Source organism: Undibacterium sp. RuTC16W (assembly GCF_049339445.1).
In the GTDB taxonomy this organism is placed as follows: Bacteria; Pseudomonadota; Gammaproteobacteria; order Burkholderiales; family Burkholderiaceae_D; genus Undibacterium.
On sequence record NZ_JBMPPE010000006.1, the window covers coordinates 263,608 to 283,490 of the forward strand.

Genomic DNA, 19,883 nt, shown 5'->3' on the forward strand with positions numbered 1-19,883 from the left:
CTGCAATCCGCTTGTAACGAGTTCGTAAGTGACTGACTTGCGCCAGCTTTTTAAATTGTTATCCCTTCGCCTATCTAATATCGAGACATCATGATTACTGCGATTAACCATATTAATATCAAAGCTCCGTCGGAGTTGCTGGAACGTGTACGGGATTTTTATTGCAGCGTACTCGGTTTACATACAGGATATCGCCCCGCATTTCAGTCGCATGGCTATTGGTTATATGCAGGAGATAACAGCATCATTCACTTATCCGAAGCAACGGTGCTATCTGCCGGAGATGCCGATGCAATAGCGACGACAGGTTATTTTAATCACATCGCTTTTTCTTGCCAGGATCTGGCGCAGACCAAAGAGCAGCTTGAATTGTTCGGCATTTCTTATACCGTGAATACAGTGCCAGAGACGCAGCAAGTTCAATTATTTCTTACCGATCCATCAGGGCTCGGTGTCGAGTTAAATTTTTCGCAGGCGAGCTGAGGTGCTTTGTTTGAAAGAAGTTAGATCGATGTCTTCATTGCACATTACGCAAAGCATTGGTAAGTATAGGTAAGCATCGGTATGTATTGATGGATGGCAATAATGGAACATAATTTGCGGTTTAATTCTGAGTCACCGATGAAGCCGTTGATCCAGTGCTAGGGTAGGCCCATGAGATCAGCTACTTTGTTGCTCGCCGCATCTTTATCTTTGCTGCCTTTGGGTTCTGCTCATGCAATAGATCGCCTCGCAAGTGGTTTCCCCGAACTTCCAAAGGACGCTCGAAAAGTAGCCGAGAGAAGTGTTGCGTGCATTTATTTTTCAGGCGAGTTCAATGGCGATAAAGGTGAGCGCGATCAGGAAGTCACAGCTCAGCTTCGTAAGCTCCAGTGTGCGCATGTCGCGCGCGACCTCAGGACCATGCGTGCTAAGTATCAAAAAAATCCCAAAATTCTGGCGGCTCTTGAGGAGGTGGATCAATGATTGTCTGACCTGGTATTTCATCAATGGATTCGCATTGTGAGTACTGTGGTAACGCAATCGTTCGGTTGAATCGGCCCTCGATACGTGTACCAAAATGTCGTCATTATGAGGACAACCATAATCCGTAGAATCAACAAACGCTAATGAGGAATGACACGCTAATATTCCGCTTCTCCGCGAATCGTGAATATTAAAATTTACGTAGATGATCTAAACGTCTTGTTTGAGAGAAGTTGTCCTGGCGTCTGGCTTGGACACTCTTGATGTTGATTAATGTTGATCGATATTGATTCATACTGACCGAATCAAGATCAAACGGGTTGGTCAGCTACTTTCAGGCGCTACTCATCATGCGTCTGATGATGTTCACCGACCCCGTTGCGCCAATAACTCGCTGCATGAATATGCGTTTTGTTCATGCCTTTGTCTAACAGGCAATAACGTAAGGGCTGCACCTGACTGAGCTCCGTGGCGATCCATGCATAACCGGTACCGTCCGGTAGAGCTTGCATTTGCAATGTCTTTAATAGCGTCGTCTCCTGATCATTATTCCTGATCCATTCAATCTGCATATTCGTGCCATGCTGTAGCGGGATCTGATCGCGTGAATCTGCGATGCTGATCAGGGCAATGACTTTTGTTTCTACTGGCAATTCTTCCAATCGTCTGGCGATTGCGGGTAGGGCGGTTTCATCGCCGATCAGCAGGTACCAGTCGAAATCCTTAGATACCAGCAGTGAGCCACGCGGGCCGCCTATGCCTAAGGTTTGACCTGGCCTGGCCTGAGTCGCCCAGCTTGATGCGGGGCCATCGCCGTGCAGATAAAAATCGATGTCCAGTTCTCTGTTGATCGCATCGTAACGACGCGGCGTGTAATTCCTGGCGATAGGGCGCGGGGCATCATCCTCTGCGGCTTGCCCGAACTGCGGCAGAATCGGCTGCTCACTCCCTGCTGCTGGGAAAAACAGTTTAACGTGATCGTCGTGCGCAGCCGAGATAAAGCCATCAAGCGCATCGCCGGTGAAGGTGATTCTGCGCATATGGATGCTTAATTGTTCAATACGCGATACGGTCAGCAGACGAAGTCTCAGCTCATGTCGTATGCGTTGTGTCTGGTATAAATGTTCTGTCATTGTCTGTCCTCAGCCTGATCGGCTTGTGATGGAGTTGGGGTCATATATCGCTCAGATTTTTCTCCTACTCTGTGCATATTCTCTGCATAATTTATCTAGCCTTCATCAATGATTTGATGCGCCGCCTGTTCTAAGATGGCAGCTACGCGGTCAGCTTCGGCGGCATTCCAGCTACCCCGGCGTAACATAAGTGCATGTTTCAATGTATGCATGGCTTGGTGTACACGTTCCGGTAAAGATTGCTTCGCTTGTACACGGGCAAACATATCGAGTCTTGCCATGATGCCGTCAACCTGCGCCCGATTTGCCTCCAGGTAGTCGCGCCCGACGGTGGTGATGGCGTACAGACGCTTGCCGCTGGTCGCGGCGTTTTCTGATGACGTCACCTGATCCTGCTCTTCCAGCAAGGTCAACGTCGGGTAGATCGCACCCGGACTTGGGGCATAGGCACCGCCGCAACGTTCTTCGATCGCCTTGATAATTTCATAGCCATGGCGCGGACTGATTTCTATCAGCGCCAATACGATCAGAGGCAGATCGCCGCGGCCAAACACACGTTCCGCACGTTCGCCACGTCCGCGCCCATGACCACCGCCACGCATACGCCCGCCACCGGGTTCATCGTCATAGGTATCATCGCCATGACCGGCAAAATAGTGATGGTGATCGCGATGACCATCATGATGATGGCGACCGCTATGATGGTGATGTCCAGAATGACGTTCGTGATGGCGCGCATGATGAGCGCGCAGAGAATCAAAAAGTTTCATATTGTCCTTTAAAGATATATCGTTAGAACCAAACTTAATGATATATCTTTAATTGGTAAAGTCAAGACGCAATACAAATTTTTTTATGATTCGGCTGTGAACTGTCCTGCGATCTGTCGTTGACCGGCGGGATGAGTTATTGTCGGAATGCAGGTAAAAACTGTTCAGAAACAGCGCAGAATAGTAATTTGCTTTGCCGCTATTAATAGAATCCGCAGGCTGGATGCGGCTTCCGGAAGCATTTCATGCCAACAGGCGCACCTGGCTTGCGAGTTCGTTTGTGAAACTTTTAAAACCTCTGAATTGAAAAATTACATTGATAGAAATAGGACTTACGTAAAAATCAAGACCTCTCACCACAGAGGCACGGAGACACAGAGAAAAGGCAAGAGTAGAGGATTGAATGGTTCTGTAGTATTGGTTAAAGGATTTTTAGACGTCCCATATTGAACCCGCAGGCTGGATGCGGCTTCTGGAGGCATTTCATGCCAACAGGCGCGCCTGGCTTGCGAGCTCGTTTGTGCAATCTTTTATCGGAGAGAGACCGCTATGTACCTTGATCAAGGTCGCCTGATATTGCTGGTATGTGCATCGCTACTGGCCTGCAGCAGCCGCTTTGCGCAAGCGACGGAAGCAGATCCTGCGCAGGTTATCAGCACGCCGCACGCCATCCAGACACTCGATGGCAGCTATCTTCCGGTACAGACGCTTGAGAAAACAGTGACTGATTTGATGACCCGATCTTGCGTCACTGGTCTTGGCATTGCGATCTTCAATGAGAATAAAATTGTATATCTCAATAGTTTTGGCTGGCGTCAAAAAGAGCAGCGACTGCCCCTGAACGTAGACAGTGTGATGTATGGTGCTTCGTTCACCAAAGCGGTGTTTGCCACCATGGTCGCGCAACTGGTGCAGGAAGGAATTCTTGATCTAGATAAACCGGTTGAGCAATATTTGCCGAAGCCTTTGCCGGAGTACGACAAATACCGGGATTTGGCAAATGACCCGCGCTATCAACGGATCACGCTGCGTATGCTGCTGAACCACACGGCAGGCTTCGCCAATTTTCGCCGGTTGAATCCAGATAAAAAACTCATGCTCCACTTCATGCCGGGCAGCCGGTATGCGTATTCTGGCGACGGCATCAACCTCGCTCAATTCATCGTCGAACAGGTGACTAAAAAAAGTGTTGGCGATCTGATGCAGGAGCGAATTTTTAATCCCTTGCATATGCTGAACACTAGTATGACCTGGCAAGAACACTTCAATGAAAATCTCGCATTTGGTCATGATGACAAAGAAAAAATCCTGGGACATAACCGCCGTAGCAGCGTGAATGCAGCCGGATCGATGGACACAACAATCAGTGATTTCGCCCAATTTATACAGTCGCTGATGCAAGGCAAGATACTGAATCAACAGGGCAAAGACATCCTGCTCAAACCAGGCATCACCATCAACTCGGTCACGCAATTCCCGACCTTATCCAGCGCGACAACGCAGGACAATCAAGCCATACAATTGAGCTACGGCTTAGGCTGGGGACTGTTCCAGACACCTTATGGCAAAGCGTATTTCAAAGAAGGTCACGACGACGGCTGGGAGAACCATGCACTCGTCTACGACGACAAACAAATCGGCATTGTCCTGATGAGCAACAGCGCCAATGGCGACAGTATTTTTAAAGAATTACTGGAGGCTTTGATTAAAGATACTTACACGCCATGGAAGTGGGAGGGATATATTCCAGGGGCTTGTGCAGTAGGTGAGGGCGTGAAATAAGTGGGTTGAGATTGAGGTAGATTTTTGCGCGGATGCTTGGCAACTTGGATGATGTGATTTAACTTTTTCTTTACTTACCCAACTGCTTATATTGATATCGCCGACGTTCGTGAAATTGACCTGAGAATCAAGGTTGTTTAGTTTTTTTAGTTAACTGAAACCGTGTTGCATATTTTACATTAATATGTTAACGTCATTTCCTAACTTCAACAAGTTAGAAAGTGAACCATTTTGCTATGAATGAACCTATAAACTTCTGCTCGACATTCGAGCGAGCGCCTCAGTTCATCACGGTGTTCCTGCAGCAACCCGAAACTAGTTGGCTTTCGCTGCTGACTGCGTTTGTAACCCCCGTTATTGCGGCGCTCGGAATATGGATTGCGTATCAGCAAGCGACAATAAATCGACACAAATTGAAACTCGACCTTTACGATAAACGATTGGAAATTTATAACGCAGTACGAAATGCACTCGGAACCATTGTTATGAGCGGGCAGACAAGCCAGAGTATTGAGCGCGAATTTCTAATCGGAATTGCTGGCGCAAAATGGCTATTTAATAAGGAGATTAAAGACTATCTTAATGAAACTCTTTGGCTGCAAATAATTAACTTAGGGTCATTGCAAGGCCAACTAGATGGTCTCGAACGTGGAACCGAGAAAACTGAACTTAGCAAGAAAAGAACTGAGGTAATGAATGCATTAAATAAGCGCTTGAGTGAACTGGACGATATGTTCTATGAGTTCCTACATTTGAAGGCATGACCGTAGTAATAGTAATTAGACCTCATTAATCGCGAGTATTTTCGTAGATTTAAAAATTCAGTTCGTGCCTAAATAATTTTAATGTTTCACGCAACGATGGCTATATTGAAATGGCCTGCCCGTGCAGGTGATTAATAAAGCTTAATCGCCGCTGCACACTGGTCGTGATGCGATTCAGTATTTTTTATTTGTGGAAGATCATCCGTTCACCGTTGTATTGGTCACTTAAGGGTTTCCATGTCATATCGAGTAGCACTAGTCAAGCTGCTTCCCGAAAAGTTTGTAGAAAATTTCCTTAACGGAAGCTTCTATTTAAATACATGCGCGTACTTCTCCCAACTCGCTCAAAGCGACATCGTTCGGTCAGATCTACACGACGGAGCCACGGAAGCAAGGCAAGTACTTGAAGTCACAATACAAGATTCAAAAGGTAATTGGATTCCAATTGGTGGCGTGCAGAATCCGATCAGTTTTCGTAGAGACGATATTTCAAATTTAAACATCCTCTGCTTCTATATGCTGACAGACCGCCCGGAAGATGAGTTCGATGAACGGAATCTTGAATTCGGTAACGTTGCAGTCTTTATCTCCGATGTTAAAGAGTTCGTCGAGTCGCGGCTATGTCGAGTTGGACTGTGACACAAGGCTCGGTGGAATATGTCGAACGTAAGACCTACGATGGTTTTATGGATCCATTCCGCAAGTTCCTGGACTATTCATATCAGAATGAATTTCGGTTCGTCTTTACCACTGGCAGGCGCGCGCCACTATGTCTAGAGATTGGTAGTTTGCGAGATATAGTCGATGTGATATCTAGTTCAAAAGTTGTAAATATCTGGGCGGCTACGCGAGGTGCGAATGCTGAATCCTTCAAGTAATTCGGATGTCCAAGGGCTAGCACTCTTGTCCGTTCCTCGCCTCAAATGTTAGGCACCATTTATGAAGCACTCATCACCCACCCCAAACGCAGAGCGGTCGTCTCGCTGGAAGTTCGCTGCACTTGCACTCAAACATCTGGCTCTTCATGCGGTTATCTGCTTTGTGTTTGCCTTGTTTCTGGGCTGGATAGGGATGCAGATCTACATCGCGCAGCAGGCACCGGATTCGGCCCATGAGTTCGTTGGGATGTACCTGGTTATTGCGATCTATGTTACGGCGCCTATAAGCTGCTGTCTTGCTGCACCGTTTCATCTGCTTGTCTATATGCGCAAGTCCGGCGCAACGCGTCATGTGCTTTCGGTATTGGCATCAATCGCGTCGAGCTTTGTGGCGGCGTTCGCTATTTATCTGCTGTCGAAATCCTGACATGCTGCTGAACCTGTCAATCAAGCAGACTTTTAAAGGCATAGCGGCCTTGAGCTTGATTCTATTCCGGGCCAAACGCTCTATGTCACTGGAATTCGTTCACCTGGCACGTCAGTCGTTATTCTCAACATGAAGACGCACTCCAAGTTTCCGCTGCTGAGTCTCACGCTAGTGCTTATCTCACTTTTCGCCTGGTTCGTCGTTGCTAGTCGTTTAGGCCTACATGCGTTTCAGTCGCAGAGATCCTCACTCCTTTTGCAAGTCGGTGCTGTCGATGGAGTCACGTTTGAAAGCGGGCAGGTGTGGCGGCTCTTGACGTCCCAGTTCCTCCACGTTCACTTTCTTCATATGCTGGTTAATCTTGCCAGCATCTACTTGCTTGCCTCAGCGGTTGAGCGGATATCCGGTCGTACTGCGCTCGCCGTCATCTATCTTGGTGGTGGGACAACAGGTCAGTATTTTGGCGTGCTGCTTCACCCAGGTCTCGTCGGTTCTGGTGCGTCCCAGGCGCTGATGGCCTTGTGTGGCTTTACCTTATTGGCTTACCGGCATTTTTCATCATTGCGGTATGTCGTTTACCTGAGTGCGGCTATCGTGATGTTTCAAATCTCATTGGATGTGTATGTCAGCGGCACATTCAAACCCGGTCATAGTTTTGGCCTTCTGGCGGGCATGGCTTTCGCTACGTTATTCAATCGCATTACGCCAGCATCGCGGGGTGATGCCTGACCATCTCTGTAGCTGAATTTTTTTGGGATAAATTCGCACATTTTTATACTGGCGATCTTCATCATTCCTCCATATTTTCATTTTAAAGTGAAGCCTGATAAATCTTTTTTGATCAGGAGTAACTATGAAAAACATAATTGGAACAGCGATACTGACGCTGACTGTTGCTGCCTGCGGTGGAGGCTCCAGCGGAAGTTTAGCCACTACTACATCATCGTCAACATCGACCTCCACTTCCACCTCCACGTCGGTGACTGTGCCGGGCACTCCCGCAATTAGCCAGATCAAGGCCGGAGACGCTTTGTTGACGATCAGTTTTAACCCCCCATCCTCCAACGGCGGAGCGGTGATTACCAGTTATCTGGCGACTTGTGTTGCTAACGGCAATGCCAGAACTGCTATTGCTGTCAGTAGTCCGATATTGATTTCAGGATTGACGAATGGTACGACCTACACCTGCAATGTCGTTGCGACTAATTCTGCTGGTAATAGTCTGGCGTCACCCAGCGTCAGCGCTAGTCCGGTGGTCAGTGTCGTCACGGGTGTTGATCCTGCCAAGCTCCCGGTCGGCGATGGTAAATTTACCCGTAGCGCGCCAGCGGTCGGTTATGTCTACACTTGCTATTCTGCAGTCGGTAGTGGCGGCGCCACTTCTAAAGGGCCGTGGTTTAATTCCGATGGTGTCACCTGGAGTTCTTTGAGTAAAATCAGTGTCCAGGGGGCGATCAGCTGGGTATCAAGTTTTGCGGTCACTCTGGGCAGTAACCTGGGTATCAGCGGAAATGGTTTGCCCTCAACACCGACGGGTAAATTTCCGATTGCGAGTACAGACCCGGCATATGCTTACGACAGAAACCCTAATTCCATCCAGACGGCTACGATTGCCTGGGGTTTACCTGCCAATCCTACTGTGGCAGCAAGCCCAACCTGTACAGGCTTAGGTGCGATTGGTGTCTTGCTGGACGGAGCGCGTTTATACAATGCGGACGATGGTGCGAATCGTGACGCGGTTGCCTGGGAGGTGCAAGACGCTTGTCAGGGACATCCTGAGCGCACCGGTCAATACCATCATCACAGCATCAGTAGTTGTCTGAGTCAAAAAGATCAGGTCGGGCAGCATTCTCCTCTGGTCGGCTATATCGCGGATGGATTTGGTATCTACGGAAACCAAGGTGAAAATGGTAAGGCCATAAGCAATGCTGATCTGGACGAATGCCACGGCCATACGCATGCGATCACGGTCAATGGTGTCACTGTCAATCAATACCATTATCACCAGACCAAGGAATTCCCCTATACCGTTGGCTGCTTTAAGGGAACTCCCGTCACTATTCATTGATGAGTGCGCCATGCCATGTACTTCTGACGATCACGCTACTGATACTGGCGTTGCTATCACTAGCTTGTTGCGACCCCTATCCATAAGCCGCATGTTGTTGTCCCGGTTCTTTTGTGCTCTTGGGTTGCTGCTGCTGGCGGTATTGGCGGCGGTTGTTCTGGCAGCGTATGTAACGGGTGCTTTCCAGTCTCAACAACATGCCTTGAATTACGACTCGCTGCCGTTTTACCACACCGCAGATTTTCAGCCGCGGTGGGATAAATGGTCCTCATGGCAGCGTACGGTAAAGTTTGATTTGATCGATCAGCACGGCGAACCGATGAGTCAGAATATGTTGGAGAAAAGACCGAGCTTTGTAGGATTTTTCTATGCGGGATGTGTGAGTCTATGTCCAGTCTCGCTCGAAGTATTGCGTGAGCTTAACCGTATCGTAGTTGCGGGCGGAACGGGAGTGCAACCACAATTTCTACTGCTTACGGTTAATCCTGAATTGGATGGCGCAGGCCAACTAGCCGATTATGCAAAGCGCCTTCAATTGCCTGCGAACTGGTCTCTACTGACCGGAAATTCCAAAGAGCTTGAGCGCTTTGCGCACAGCCTGAAAACAGATATCCGCCTGAGAGAAAGCAATGGTGAACCTGTGCACGGAGGTCGGGTATTTTTGCTGGATACCGACAGACGAATTCGTGGTGTGTACGACGCAAGCAGCACGATAGAATTGCTACGTATGCGTGCTGATTTTGAGCGATTGAGCGTAGAAATGTCAGACCAGAAAATATAGATGTTCATTCTGGATAAGTCGTAAAACTGAAATACAATCCGCACTATCCATGCGCTTCTCCAAGGCATATCGTGCCAGAAGGCGCATGGATACCGCGGATTCCATATTTTGATTTTGTAATACTCTTAATACCGATCTTATTCAAAAACCGGATCAATCGTAAGTGGTGCAGTGGCGCTCAGGATTTGGCCTTGCTGTGACCAGGCGGCGAACTGGTAGGTGATGGATTTGTAGTTACCTACATTGGTAATGGTTGCGCCATGCTTGTCAGTGACTTCTGCCCAGGTAGATGATTGTCCTGTGCTTTTGAATTTGAGTATGACGTCAGCGGCGGTGTGCAGGTAGGTGAATTTCACTCCGGTGCATTTTTTATTATTGACGCTGGTATCGCCGATGTAGCGCAGGTAGTCGAGTGCCTGATTGCAGGCTGTGCGTAAATCGCTGGCGTCGTACAGACCGTCGGGACGGCTGATGAGGGAGATCCAGGGCTGGCGGGTATAGGCGTCGAGTTTACGGTTTAACCTGAGTTCGGCATTTTCATCATAAGCCGTTTTCATCAAAGGAATACTGGCGCGGCCGTAGGCGTCCAGCGGCAGGTCGAGCTGGAGGGTACGACTACGCAGACTGAGCGTCAGGTGTTCTACGCTGGCGTTTTTTTCTTTAGGAATAAAGCGGTAATGCTGCTGGATGAAATTTTTGGGTTTGCCATATTTTTCAAACCAGATCATGGCGCGGTAGGTATTGCGGTAGCTGATCCATTCATTTTCTTCCGTCGATACCTGCTTACCCGCGATGTCTGTCGAGCTTGCCACGCCCACCGTACCCGCGGCACCTGCTACTCCAATCACAGCAGGCGTCTGCGCAGCAACCACTCCGCTGGTGAGCAGTAAGGTGAGTAGCAGAGAATAGGTTGTCGTGATCATGGCTGGCATCAGAAACGATAAGCTAAACCGCTGTGTATCGTCAGGTAATTGCGTTGACTGACCAGAGGACTGCGGGCGGCACTGTTGGTCAGATGCACGGCAGAGACTCCTGAGGTCAGTAATACACTGGCGCTGATTTCCCAGTTCCAGTTAACTCCTAGATGTATATCCTTTATTCCGGCAGATGCGCTGTAGTCTGTACTGGTTTTGTTCGTCGGTGAGAAGCCTTCGCTGCCAGATCCGCTGAGCAGTAACGTTGGCAAAATGCCGAAATATTTTTCAGTGTAATCACGGTTTGCCCAGACGATTCCGCCGGAGGCAGCAAGCGTATGGTGAGGGACGATCTGACCAAATATTTTTTGCAGATCAAGCTTCGCTACTAAACCGCCACCATTCGCATGGAGCAGGCTGGTGTTGAGCCTGAGTTTGTCATTTAGGTAGTAATTGAAAAATCCACCGGCGTTGAGTGCAGCACTGATGTCGTTGCCACCGGCAGCTTTTTCCGCTTCGCTAGCAGTGCGGCCGGGTTGATACTGTAGCAGCGGACCAAATTCCATCTCTGGGGTCGGTGATAAATGCATGCCCGCCGTATAAGGATCCGCGATAAAAACCCCGTTACTCCATTGCATCTGTACGATAGGCATCAGGGTCGCCTTGCGTTCCTGTCTGCCTTCGTAATTTGGCGCGGCAGCAACTGCCAGACCGACAAAAATATCACGACTACCGTCCGGCATCACATTGGCAGCGAGCGACTGCGCATATGATTGGCCGGATAGTGCAGTGAGTGCAATGAGCAAAAATTTTTTCATGTCGGATCAGATAATTCAACTCGTCTCAGGTAATACGGAAAGTGTCGATCCTGTGCCGTCACAGATCGGCACAGGATCGACATTGTAATACCTGTAGCCCATCTTATTGCACGGTAACCTCGATGAGGGCGTTCAGATCCGGATAATCTGTGCGTTGTACTTTGACGTGATAGACACCGGGTTTTTGCGGTGCGGTGTAGTACATACCGATTTCGCCCAGACCAAAATCGGCGGGCAAAGGCAGATTAAAACTGCCGCCGTCGGCTTCGACCACACTCCAGGTAATCGGCTCTACCAGGTAGAACACGTTGGGAGCATAGTTGATTGACGCACTGAAATGGTAGCGGGCACCGGCGCTCAGTGTCAGGGTTTTTAAAGGGACTTTCAGTTCAGGGATGAAGTTGAAATTGCTGCTGGCTTCGACGGTGACAGTGGCCTGCACACTCAGGCTGGGGAAGTCGTCGCGCTGTACCTTGACGTGATACACGCCGGGTTTGACGGGTGCCGTGTAGAGGCCGTTGATGTCGATGCTGCCGCCATCGGTTTCTATGACTTTCCAGCTTACAGGCTGGCGCAGGTAGTAGACATTTTTAGGATAGTTGATGGCGGCGCTGAAGCTCTGTGCGGTGCCGGCGGCGAGTCTGACATTGGCTGGCTGGATCTCCAGGGTCGGGATAAAACTTGTGTCGGGGTTAGCCAGTGGCTGTCCTGTGGCTTCCGCTTTGCTCAGTAAGTTTAGAGTTTGTGTGAATTGCGCACTGGTCAATCTAGCTTTTAATCCGTCCAGCAATTTATCTTGCGCATCGCCACCATTGGGGCTGGCGCTGGTCGCAGGCTTGAGCGGGGTGCTGTAAAAATCTGCCAGTGTGCTTGTATCGACGATCCCTTTTAACGCGGTAGTGACATCATTCTGCGCTGTCTTGATGCTGGTGCTGGTCACGTTTTTTGCGACACTATTCGCATCGAAACTGGTGAATATCGTGCTCATGTCAGCACGCATCAGACGCGTTGACAGTAATTCAGTCAACGGGGTGAGGTTCGCGGTGTCGCCGGTAATGCTGATGGCATGCAGCTTGCGGTTGTCGGCTGGATTGGTGATTTCCAATACGCAGGGTAGTGTGCCATTCGGGACTGTCACTTTAAAACTGCCGTCGCTCCCTGTTTTGCCTGTTCCTGTGCCGGTGCGGCATTTGACGCTGACATCGGTACTGGCGATGGCCATACCTGTTGCTGCGGTACCGCTGATGGTTGGCAGCGTTGTTTTGTTATCGCCAGCGCTGTTGCCACCGCAAGCGCTGAGCAGCAGCGGCACCATAATGGCGCTCAATACGCCAGATACGCCAATACGGCGAACGACACTATAGTCAGAATGGCGACGGGATAGGTAGCTGGATTTCACTTGAGACGACTCCTGAAGGAAGAGGGAAATAGGGATTGAAATAGGAGTTAAAAATAAGCAATGGGCGTATGGTAGGCTTTGCAATCCAATAAATCCTCTCCGAAACGTCTCTGAATTGTCATGAATTTGTACAAGCTGGTTTAAGACGTTGTTTTGCGGATTTTGCGTCTGTACATGCGGGTGCAGACGCTTATACAATGCGGAGCTTGGAGGCGTTTATGTACAAACTGATGCTGGTCGAAGATGATGCGAAACTCGCGCAACTGGTCGTCGATTATTTGCAGGAATATGAATTTACCGTTGATGTGGTGGAGCGCGGTGATACGGCCTTGGCCCGGTTTCAGCAAAGCCAGCCAGACATCGTGGTGCTTGATCTGATGCTGCCAGGATTGGATGGCATGCTGGTCTGCCGCCAGATTCGCAGCGTCAGTCAGGTACCGCTGGTGATTTTGACGGCGCGTGAGGATACCTTTGATGAAGTGTCTGGCCTGGAGCAGGGCGCCGACGATTACATCAATAAGCCGGTACAGCCGAGAGTCTTGCTGGCGAGATTGCGGGCCTTGTTACGTCGCCGCGCTGAACCTGCGCAATCAGCACAAACCGCGCAAGCGATCATTGCAGCCAGGGAGTTAGCCTTCGGCGCATTGAGTATCGCCAAGAGCGATCGTGTGGTGCGATGGCGTGGACAGACGGTGGTATTGACGAGTCCCGAGTTTAAATTGCTGTTGCTGCTGGCTGAATCGGCGGGTACGGTATTGTCCCGTAATGACATCCTGAAAGCCATGCGCGGGATAGAATTTGATGGCATTGATCGCAGTATCGACAATACGATTTCGCGCTTGCGACAGAAGTTTGATGACAGTGCCGCAGCCCGGATTAAAACAGTCTGGGGCGAGGGCTATCTGTTCAGTCCCTCTGCCTGGGAATGAGTGACATGAGCATTTCGTGTCTGTGTCTATCATGATCTGGCTCATAGAATCATGAACCGGATTTTCTGGCGATTTGTCGTGCTGGTGTTGCTGGCGATTACGCTGGCGTCGTTTGCTGTGTATTTTGCGATTAATCGCTTGTTTGGTGATCCGCTGGAAGAGATCGCCTTACGCCAGGTTTCGGCTCAGATATTTTTGCTAGAACAATATGTGGATAAAGCTCCCGCCGATGAATGGCTGCTGCGCCTGAATAAGGTCAGGGAGGTATCGAATCTCAACATAGACCTGATCCCCCTACCGCAAGCACAGTCGGCGCTTGACGGCGATCAGCGTTATGCCTTGCAGCGCGGTGAGGTGGTGCTGGATATCGCCAGCAAATCTTTTTATCGTCGGGTTGACCTTAATGATAGTAAGTACGCAGGTAGCGCTGGCGATGTCATTCATGCCAGGGACTTGCCGATTGACGTGGGCGTTGTCTTGAAGATGGAGGCGCTACGCTATGCCATCGTCGCGCTGTTTTTATTGTTGCCGATTGCATTCTGGTCACGCTCGCATTGGCGCGGACTTCAGCAATTATCCGGCGTGGCGGATGAATTTGGTCAGGGTCATCTGAATACGCGGATTCAGCTTAGCGAAAGCTCTATCCTGTTCCCGCTGGCAGATTGCATGAACCAGATGGCGAGCCGTATTGATGTGCTGCTGGAGACGCATAAAAATTTACTCCATTCGGTATCGCATGAATTGCGTACGCCGATTGCGCGCCTGGAATTTGGTCTGGAGTTATTGCGTAATGCACCGCAGGCAGTCCAAGAAAAACGTATCGCGGCGATGGAAGAGGATATTCATGAGCTGAATGCGCTGGTGAATGAACTTCTGGATCTGACCAAGCTTGATCAGCAACATGCCCTGAAGCGTCAGTCATTTGCGATCGACGGTATGTTGCAGGATTGTTTGCATGCGATGGAACATCAATTGACAGGTCAGGATATCAAGCTGGAACTTGCCAGTGATCTGGGTGAGTTGAACGGCGATCGTCGCTTGCTGTTGCGGGCTATGGGTAATCTGCTGAACAATGCGATCAAGTATGGTAATGGCGTCATACGACTATCCGCACAACGGTCTGGCACCGATCAGATAATGATGACGGTCGAAGACAATGGACCTGGTATCCCCGTTGTTGAGCGTAGCAGGATTTTCGATGTGTTTTATCGGATTGATCGTAGTCGTGATCGGCACACCGGAGGCTTTGGCCTGGGGCTGGCAATTGTGCAAAAGGCGATACAGCTACATGGTGGCAGCGTCGTTGTAGAAGAATCTGCTCTGGGTGGGGCGAAATTTATTGTGTCCCTGCGGTGACGGTTGTCGCTGGAAATGAGGACTCAGCAGGCCGCAAAAATAAAAGTCGCATGACGCTGATGGCATTGATTTATAGCCTCACAGCCTCATACGACCTTAATGTCCGTCAGCGATGTTCGCCTGACAGCTTAATCAAATATTTCAATCAAATTATTTACTGATTGCTTGCGTACGTTGTTCCAGCCAGGACTTGGCTGGACCGGAGACGCGCAGCGATAGGCGTTGCAGTACCGTCGCATGATAAGCATTGAGCCAGTCAATTTCATCATCACGCATCAGCGACAGATCGATACAGCGCGTATCAATCGGACACAGGGTCATGGTTTCGAATTTCAGATACTCGCCGAACTCACCCTGGTGACCAGCGATATTCAGCATCAGGTTTTCGATACGCACTCCCCATTTTCCCGAACGATAAATGCCAGGCTCATTCGATGTGATCATGCCCGCTTCCATCGCGGTATGCGGCTCTGGCATCGCGCCGGAAATCGACTGCGGGCCTTCATGCACATTCAGGAAATAGCCGACACCATGACCTGTGCCATGACCGTAATTGATGCCTTCTGCCCAGATCGACGCACGTGCCAGCGAATCGAGCATGGGAGACAATGTGCCTCGCGGGAATTGCGCACGCGACAGATTGATCATGCCTTTTAATACCAGCGTGAAATCACGTTTTTGTTCGGTAGAAACGACACCAATCGGCACCACGCGTGTGATGTCTGTCGTGCCGTTCAGGTATTGGCCGCCAGAGTCGATTAACAGAAGGCCATTGCCTTCGATGATGGCGTGAGATTCAGGCAATGCGCGGTAGTGTGGCATGGCGCCATTGCCATTGAAGCCGGCAATCGTACCAAAACTTGCCGAGACAAAATGCGGCTGACGTGCGCGGGCGGCGGTGATCTGCTCATCAATCGTGAGTTCAGTGATACGTTCTTTGCCGAGAGATGCTTCCAGCCAGCTAAAGAAGTCACATAGCGCAGCGCCGTCTTGCTCCATCGCTTCGCGCACGAATTGCGCCTCTTGCGGTGTCTTGCGCGATTTCGCAAAGACCGAGGGATTGATCGCTTCGATCACTTTGACCGATGCCGGTACCGATTGACGGAAACCGAACGTAATACGGCGCGGGTCGATTAATAAACTGCTGCCTGCAGGCAGTGCTGCCAATGCGCCGGATGCCTTGGCGTAATCTGCGATATAGACGCCGTCTTTTGCCAGTATTTCAACCAGTGCAGCGGGAACTTTGCCATTGGATACAAACAGCGCAGCACTGTCCTGGCTGATCAGGGCATGGCCGACAAACACCGGGTTGTAGCTTACATCGGAGCCGCGTAAGTTGAAGATCCAGGCGATATCGTCCACGGTTGAAACGAAATGCCAGTCGGCGGCTTTTGCACGCATTTGTTCGCGTACGAGTGCAAGTTTGTCCTGACGGCTGACCACTGCATACGGTGCCAGATGTTCAAAGATCGCGGCTTGCGGCAGGGCCGGACGATCTGGCCAGATCGTTTGTAGCAAGTCTTTACTGGTATCGAGCCGGGTGCCATTGGCTTGCAAGGCTTGCTCCAGCAGGCGGGCAGTCGCCAGTCCTAAAACTGCGCCATCGACACCGACGGTCTGACCGGTTTGCATGGTCGCCGCCAGCCAGTCTATGTGCAGGGTGGCCGCAGCCGATGCGATTTTCATCATCTGTATGCCGGTCGGTGCCAGCTCTTGTTCTGCCTGGCTCCAGTAGCGGCTATCGACCCACAGTCCAGCGAAATCCGCAGTCACGATCAGAGTGCCCACAGAGCCGGTGAATCCTGAAAAATGCTCACGACCTTGCCAGTGTCCCGGCAAGTATTCAGACAGATGCGGATCTGCCGACGGAATGATGTAGGCGTCCAGACCGGCTGTCTGCATGGCGGCGCGCAGTTGTACCAGGCGTGCAGGAATCGGTGAGGTGACGGCGGCTGGGCTGAGTGGACTGTTCATGTGAGCGACGCAATGTGAATGGTGAGTGATGGTGGTGCGGAGTCGAGTGAATCAAAATCGAACAAAACGAATAGAAGCAAATTACGGCATACAAGTGGTAGTACTTAAGCGCTAACACCGGTAAGTAAGTACCAAGTGAGCAGTAAGCACAGGCAAACAAGAATGTAAGTATATCGTAGATATATTTAATTTCGCGCCTGAAAAGCAATTTCCAAGTTTGTTCCGTGTTTCTTCAAATACGGCGAATGAATCAGCTCAATTGCGCAAATAACGACGCATGACATTCGGTGCGGGTTCATTGGGGTTGGCGTGCGAGTATTCAAGCTCTGGTGCCACTTCGAATTGATAGGCGGCGTAAAGATCAAGCAGGCGCGGCTGATCGACCCGCACGCCAAGGCGCAATTCATCCACATGTGCCGTCTGCGCTGCATGGATCACCGCTTCCAGCAGATGTTGCGACAGGCTCTGACCGCGAAATGCCGGTAACACACCCATACGCATGATTTCCCAGGTGCCGGAATCGGTATCAAGAGGCAGCCAGCGGACAGAGCCGATGGGTTCCTCCGCAGCCAGCAGAATGAAGCCGCCACCTTGCATCAGATCGCCGGTGACGCGCTCGCTGTCTTCATGATGACCTGTAGAGCCGGGGGCAACTTTGCCGGCCCAGCAAGAGCGGGTCAGATGAGCAATCAGTTGCGCATCGTCCATTGTCGCTTCTCTGACCACAATTTCCATGGCAGATTAACGTACCCGCATACCAGGCTCTGCACCTGGCCAGGCTTCGAGGATGTACAGACCCGGATTGGTTTTTTCATCGGCAGCAGACGCAGCCAGTACCATGCCTTCGGACATTCCGAACTTCATCTTGCGCGGTGCCAGATTAGCGACCATCACAGTGAATTTGCCGATCAATTGTTCTGGCTGGTACGCAGACTTAATACCTGAAAACACATTGCGGGTGCGGCCTTCGCCGACATCCAGCGTCAGGCGTAATAATTTGTCCGAACCATCGACATGTTCGCAGTTGACGATCTTGGCGATGCGCAAATCGATTTTGGCAAAGTCGTCGATCTTGATTTCTGGCGCCAGTTCTTCGATGCTTGTGATACTGCTGTCCGTTGCAGTTTCTGTTGCTGTCGTTGCTGTAGAGATCGCTGCAGCAACATCGGTAGGTGCATCGAACAATTGATCGAAAATTTTGATATCGACACGTTGCATCAGGTGGACATACGGCAGTACTTTATGCAGATGCGGCAACGGTGTGGCGACATCCGACCATTGCAACGGTGCGATCTGTAATTGTGCTTCGACCTGAGTGGCAAGCTGCGGCAATACTGGTTTCAGGAAAATCGTCAGGATACGGAATGCTTCCAGCAAGCGGCTACACACTTCTTGCAACTTCGCATCGTTCTCTGCTTGTTTGGCGAGTTCCCAAGGCTTATTCGCATCAACATAGGCATTGATGATGTCAGCCTGATCCATGATGGCACGCAAGGCTTTGCCATAGTCACGCGCCTCGTAATAAGCCTGAATATCCGGGGAGACTTTGCGCAGCTGATTGATAAAGGTATCGTCCGCTGTCGCCCAGTCAGTGACTACTGCGCCGTCAAAACGCTTGGTGATAAATCCTGCGGCACGGCTGGCGATGTTCACATATTTGCCGATCAGATCCGCATTCACGCGAGCGACGAAATCTTCAGGATTCATATCCAGATCTTCGACCTTGGCATTGAGTTTGGCCGCAAAGTAATAGCGCAGCCATTCCGGATTCATGCCGATTTCCAGATAGCGTAAAGGGGAAATGCCAGTGCCACGGGATTTCGACATTTTTTCGCCAGAGACGGTCACGAAGCCATGTGCATACACATTATCCGGCGTTTTGTAGCCAGAGAATTTCAGCATCGCAGGCCAGAACAGCGTATGGAAGTAGGTGATGTCTTTGCCGATAAAGTGAATCTGTTCCGTCGTCGGGTCTGCCATGAACGCGTCGAAATCACGTCCGATTTTGCCAAAATAGTTTTTCAGGGATGCCAGATAACCGACCGGTGCATCCAGCCAGACGTAAAAATATTTCCCCGGCTGATCGGGAATTTCGATGCCGAAATAAGGCGCATCACGGCTGATATCCCAGTCACCCAGACCGCCATCGCCCTCCAGCCATTCTTTGCATTTATTCGCGACTTCTGATTGCAGGCGATTGTCTTTGAGGGCCCATTCACGCAGGAACTCAACGCATTTGGCATCCGATAATTTGAAGAAAAAATGTTCTGAGGATTTCATGACCGGCGTTGCGCCAGTCAATACGGAGTAGGGATTCTTGACTTCGGTAGGCGCATACACAGCACTACAGACTTCACAAGAATCGCCGTATTGATCCTTGGCACCGCATTTCGGACATTCGCCTTTGATATAGCGATCCGGCAGGAACATATTTTTGACCGGATCAAAAAACTGTTCGATTGTTTTTGTCGTGATAAAGCCGGCAGCTTTCAGTTTGCGGTAAATGTCTTGCGAGAGCGCATGATTTTCCGGTCCGTCAGTAGAATGCCAGTTGTCAAAAGTGATATGAAAACCGTCCAGATATTGTTTGCGGCCAGCGGCAATCCGCGCGACGAATTCTTGCGGCGTGATACCCGCTTTTTCCGCTGCGATCATGATAGGTGCACCATGGGCATCGTCAGCACCGACGAAATGCACTTCGTTACCCGACATTCGCTGATGCCTGACCCAGATGTCAGCCTGGATGTATTCCATGATGTGGCCGAGGTGGAACGGTGCATTAGCGTAGGGAAGGGCGGTGGTAACGAACAGCTTGCGCATGGTTGATGGTCTTTTAATTAAACAAACAAGGGGCATGTATTTTAACAGCGAAAGCAGGGGCAGGACGAGGGAGTTGGGATCCTGTGCGCTGCAAGTCACGCTGA

18 protein-coding genes are annotated in these 19,883 nt (G+C 50.3%); 10 read left to right on the forward strand and 8 right to left on the reverse strand.

The window, feature by feature from the left end; genetic code table 11:
* Nucleotides 1–90 precede the first annotated feature (90 nt).
* Together ACO0K4_RS13625 and ACO0K4_RS13630 are read left to right on the forward strand one after the other, a co-directional pair.
* The gene (locus tag ACO0K4_RS13625) at nucleotides 91–483 is read left to right on the forward strand and encodes a VOC family protein (RefSeq protein ID WP_422957172.1); all 393 of its coding nucleotides are present in this window, start codon (nucleotides 91–93) and stop codon (nucleotides 481–483) included.
* Between the two features lie 171 nt (nucleotides 484–654).
* Complete coding sequence (locus ACO0K4_RS13630) at nucleotides 655–966, forward strand: hypothetical protein (RefSeq protein WP_422957173.1); 312 nt, start codon at nucleotides 655–657, stop codon at nucleotides 964–966.
* A gap of 341 nt (nucleotides 967–1,307) precedes the next feature.
* On the opposite strand, the gene ACO0K4_RS13635 is transcribed toward ACO0K4_RS13630, so the two are convergent.
* Both ACO0K4_RS13635 and ACO0K4_RS13640 read right to left on the reverse strand, forming a co-directional pair.
* Nucleotides 1,308–2,099: a siderophore-interacting protein gene (locus ACO0K4_RS13635; RefSeq protein WP_422957174.1), complete on the reverse strand. Its 792-nt coding sequence runs from the start codon at nucleotides 2,097–2,099 to the stop codon at nucleotides 1,308–1,310.
* Nucleotides 2,100–2,194: 95 nt separating this feature from the next.
* A complete protein-coding gene (locus tag ACO0K4_RS13640; RefSeq protein ID WP_422957175.1) occupies nucleotides 2,195–2,869 on the reverse strand; it encodes a PadR family transcriptional regulator in 675 nt (224 codons plus the stop codon).
* A 549-nt stretch (nucleotides 2,870–3,418) separates the two neighbouring features.
* Between ACO0K4_RS13640 and ACO0K4_RS13645 the strand changes: the two genes are divergently transcribed.
* From ACO0K4_RS13645 to ACO0K4_RS13670, 6 genes are all read left to right on the forward strand, one after another.
* Nucleotides 3,419–4,651 carry a serine hydrolase domain-containing protein gene (locus ACO0K4_RS13645; protein WP_422957176.1) on the forward strand — a complete coding sequence of 411 codons (1,233 nt, stop codon included), beginning with the start codon at nucleotides 3,419–3,421 and terminating at the stop codon, nucleotides 4,649–4,651.
* Between the two features lie 236 nt (nucleotides 4,652–4,887).
* Nucleotides 4,888–5,415: a hypothetical protein gene (locus ACO0K4_RS13650; protein ID WP_422957177.1), complete on the forward strand. Its 528-nt coding sequence runs from the start codon at nucleotides 4,888–4,890 to the stop codon at nucleotides 5,413–5,415.
* Nucleotides 5,416–6,354: 939 nt separating this feature from the next.
* Nucleotides 6,355–6,720 carry a hypothetical protein gene (locus tag ACO0K4_RS13655; protein ID WP_422957178.1) on the forward strand — a complete coding sequence of 122 codons (366 nt, stop codon included), beginning with the start codon at nucleotides 6,355–6,357 and terminating at the stop codon, nucleotides 6,718–6,720.
* A gap of 129 nt (nucleotides 6,721–6,849) precedes the next feature.
* Nucleotides 6,850–7,449 (forward strand): rhomboid family intramembrane serine protease, encoded by a 600-nt coding sequence (locus ACO0K4_RS13660; RefSeq protein WP_422957179.1) that lies wholly within the window; start codon nucleotides 6,850–6,852, stop codon nucleotides 7,447–7,449.
* 124 nt (nucleotides 7,450–7,573) lie between these two features.
* Entirely contained in the window at nucleotides 7,574–8,788 is a 1,215-nt protein-coding gene (locus tag ACO0K4_RS13665) for a YHYH protein (protein WP_422957180.1), read from the forward strand.
* 10 nt (nucleotides 8,789–8,798) lie between these two features.
* Entirely contained in the window at nucleotides 8,799–9,569 is a 771-nt protein-coding gene (locus ACO0K4_RS13670; protein WP_422957181.1) for an SCO family protein, read from the forward strand.
* Between the two features lie 137 nt (nucleotides 9,570–9,706).
* Here the strand turns inward: ACO0K4_RS13670 and ACO0K4_RS13675 are convergent, their stop codons facing one another.
* From ACO0K4_RS13675 to ACO0K4_RS13685, 3 genes are all read right to left on the reverse strand, one after another.
* Nucleotides 9,707–10,492: a hypothetical protein gene (locus ACO0K4_RS13675; protein WP_422957182.1), complete on the reverse strand. Its 786-nt coding sequence runs from the start codon at nucleotides 10,490–10,492 to the stop codon at nucleotides 9,707–9,709.
* Nucleotides 10,493–10,500: 8 nt separating this feature from the next.
* Nucleotides 10,501–11,301 (reverse strand): MipA/OmpV family protein, encoded by an 801-nt coding sequence (locus ACO0K4_RS13680; protein WP_422957183.1) that lies wholly within the window; start codon nucleotides 11,299–11,301, stop codon nucleotides 10,501–10,503.
* Between the two features lie 103 nt (nucleotides 11,302–11,404).
* Entirely contained in the window at nucleotides 11,405–12,700 is a 1,296-nt protein-coding gene (locus ACO0K4_RS13685; protein ID WP_422957184.1) for a hypothetical protein, read from the reverse strand.
* Nucleotides 12,701–12,918: 218 nt separating this feature from the next.
* Between ACO0K4_RS13685 and ACO0K4_RS13690 the strand changes: the two genes are divergently transcribed.
* Complete coding sequence (locus ACO0K4_RS13690) at nucleotides 12,919–13,629, forward strand: response regulator (RefSeq protein WP_422957185.1); 711 nt, start codon at nucleotides 12,919–12,921, stop codon at nucleotides 13,627–13,629.
* Nucleotides 13,630–13,680: 51 nt separating this feature from the next.
* Nucleotides 13,681–14,985: an ATP-binding protein gene (locus ACO0K4_RS13695; protein WP_422957186.1), complete on the forward strand. Its 1,305-nt coding sequence runs from the start codon at nucleotides 13,681–13,683 to the stop codon at nucleotides 14,983–14,985.
* A 150-nt stretch (nucleotides 14,986–15,135) separates the two neighbouring features.
* On the opposite strand, the gene ACO0K4_RS13700 is transcribed toward ACO0K4_RS13695, so the two are convergent.
* The 3 genes from ACO0K4_RS13700 to metG form a co-directional block, all read right to left on the reverse strand.
* Nucleotides 15,136–16,959, reverse strand: a complete 1,824-nt coding sequence (locus ACO0K4_RS13700) for an aminopeptidase P family protein (RefSeq protein WP_422957187.1) — start codon at nucleotides 16,957–16,959, stop codon at nucleotides 15,136–15,138.
* Between the two features lie 255 nt (nucleotides 16,960–17,214).
* The gene (locus tag ACO0K4_RS13705) at nucleotides 17,215–17,694 is read right to left on the reverse strand and encodes a GNAT family N-acetyltransferase (protein WP_422957188.1); all 480 of its coding nucleotides are present in this window, start codon (nucleotides 17,692–17,694) and stop codon (nucleotides 17,215–17,217) included.
* A gap of 6 nt (nucleotides 17,695–17,700) precedes the next feature.
* Nucleotides 17,701–19,779, reverse strand: a complete 2,079-nt coding sequence (gene metG, locus ACO0K4_RS13710; RefSeq protein ID WP_422957189.1) for a methionine--tRNA ligase — start codon at nucleotides 19,777–19,779, stop codon at nucleotides 17,701–17,703.
* Nucleotides 19,780–19,883 lie beyond the last annotated feature (104 nt).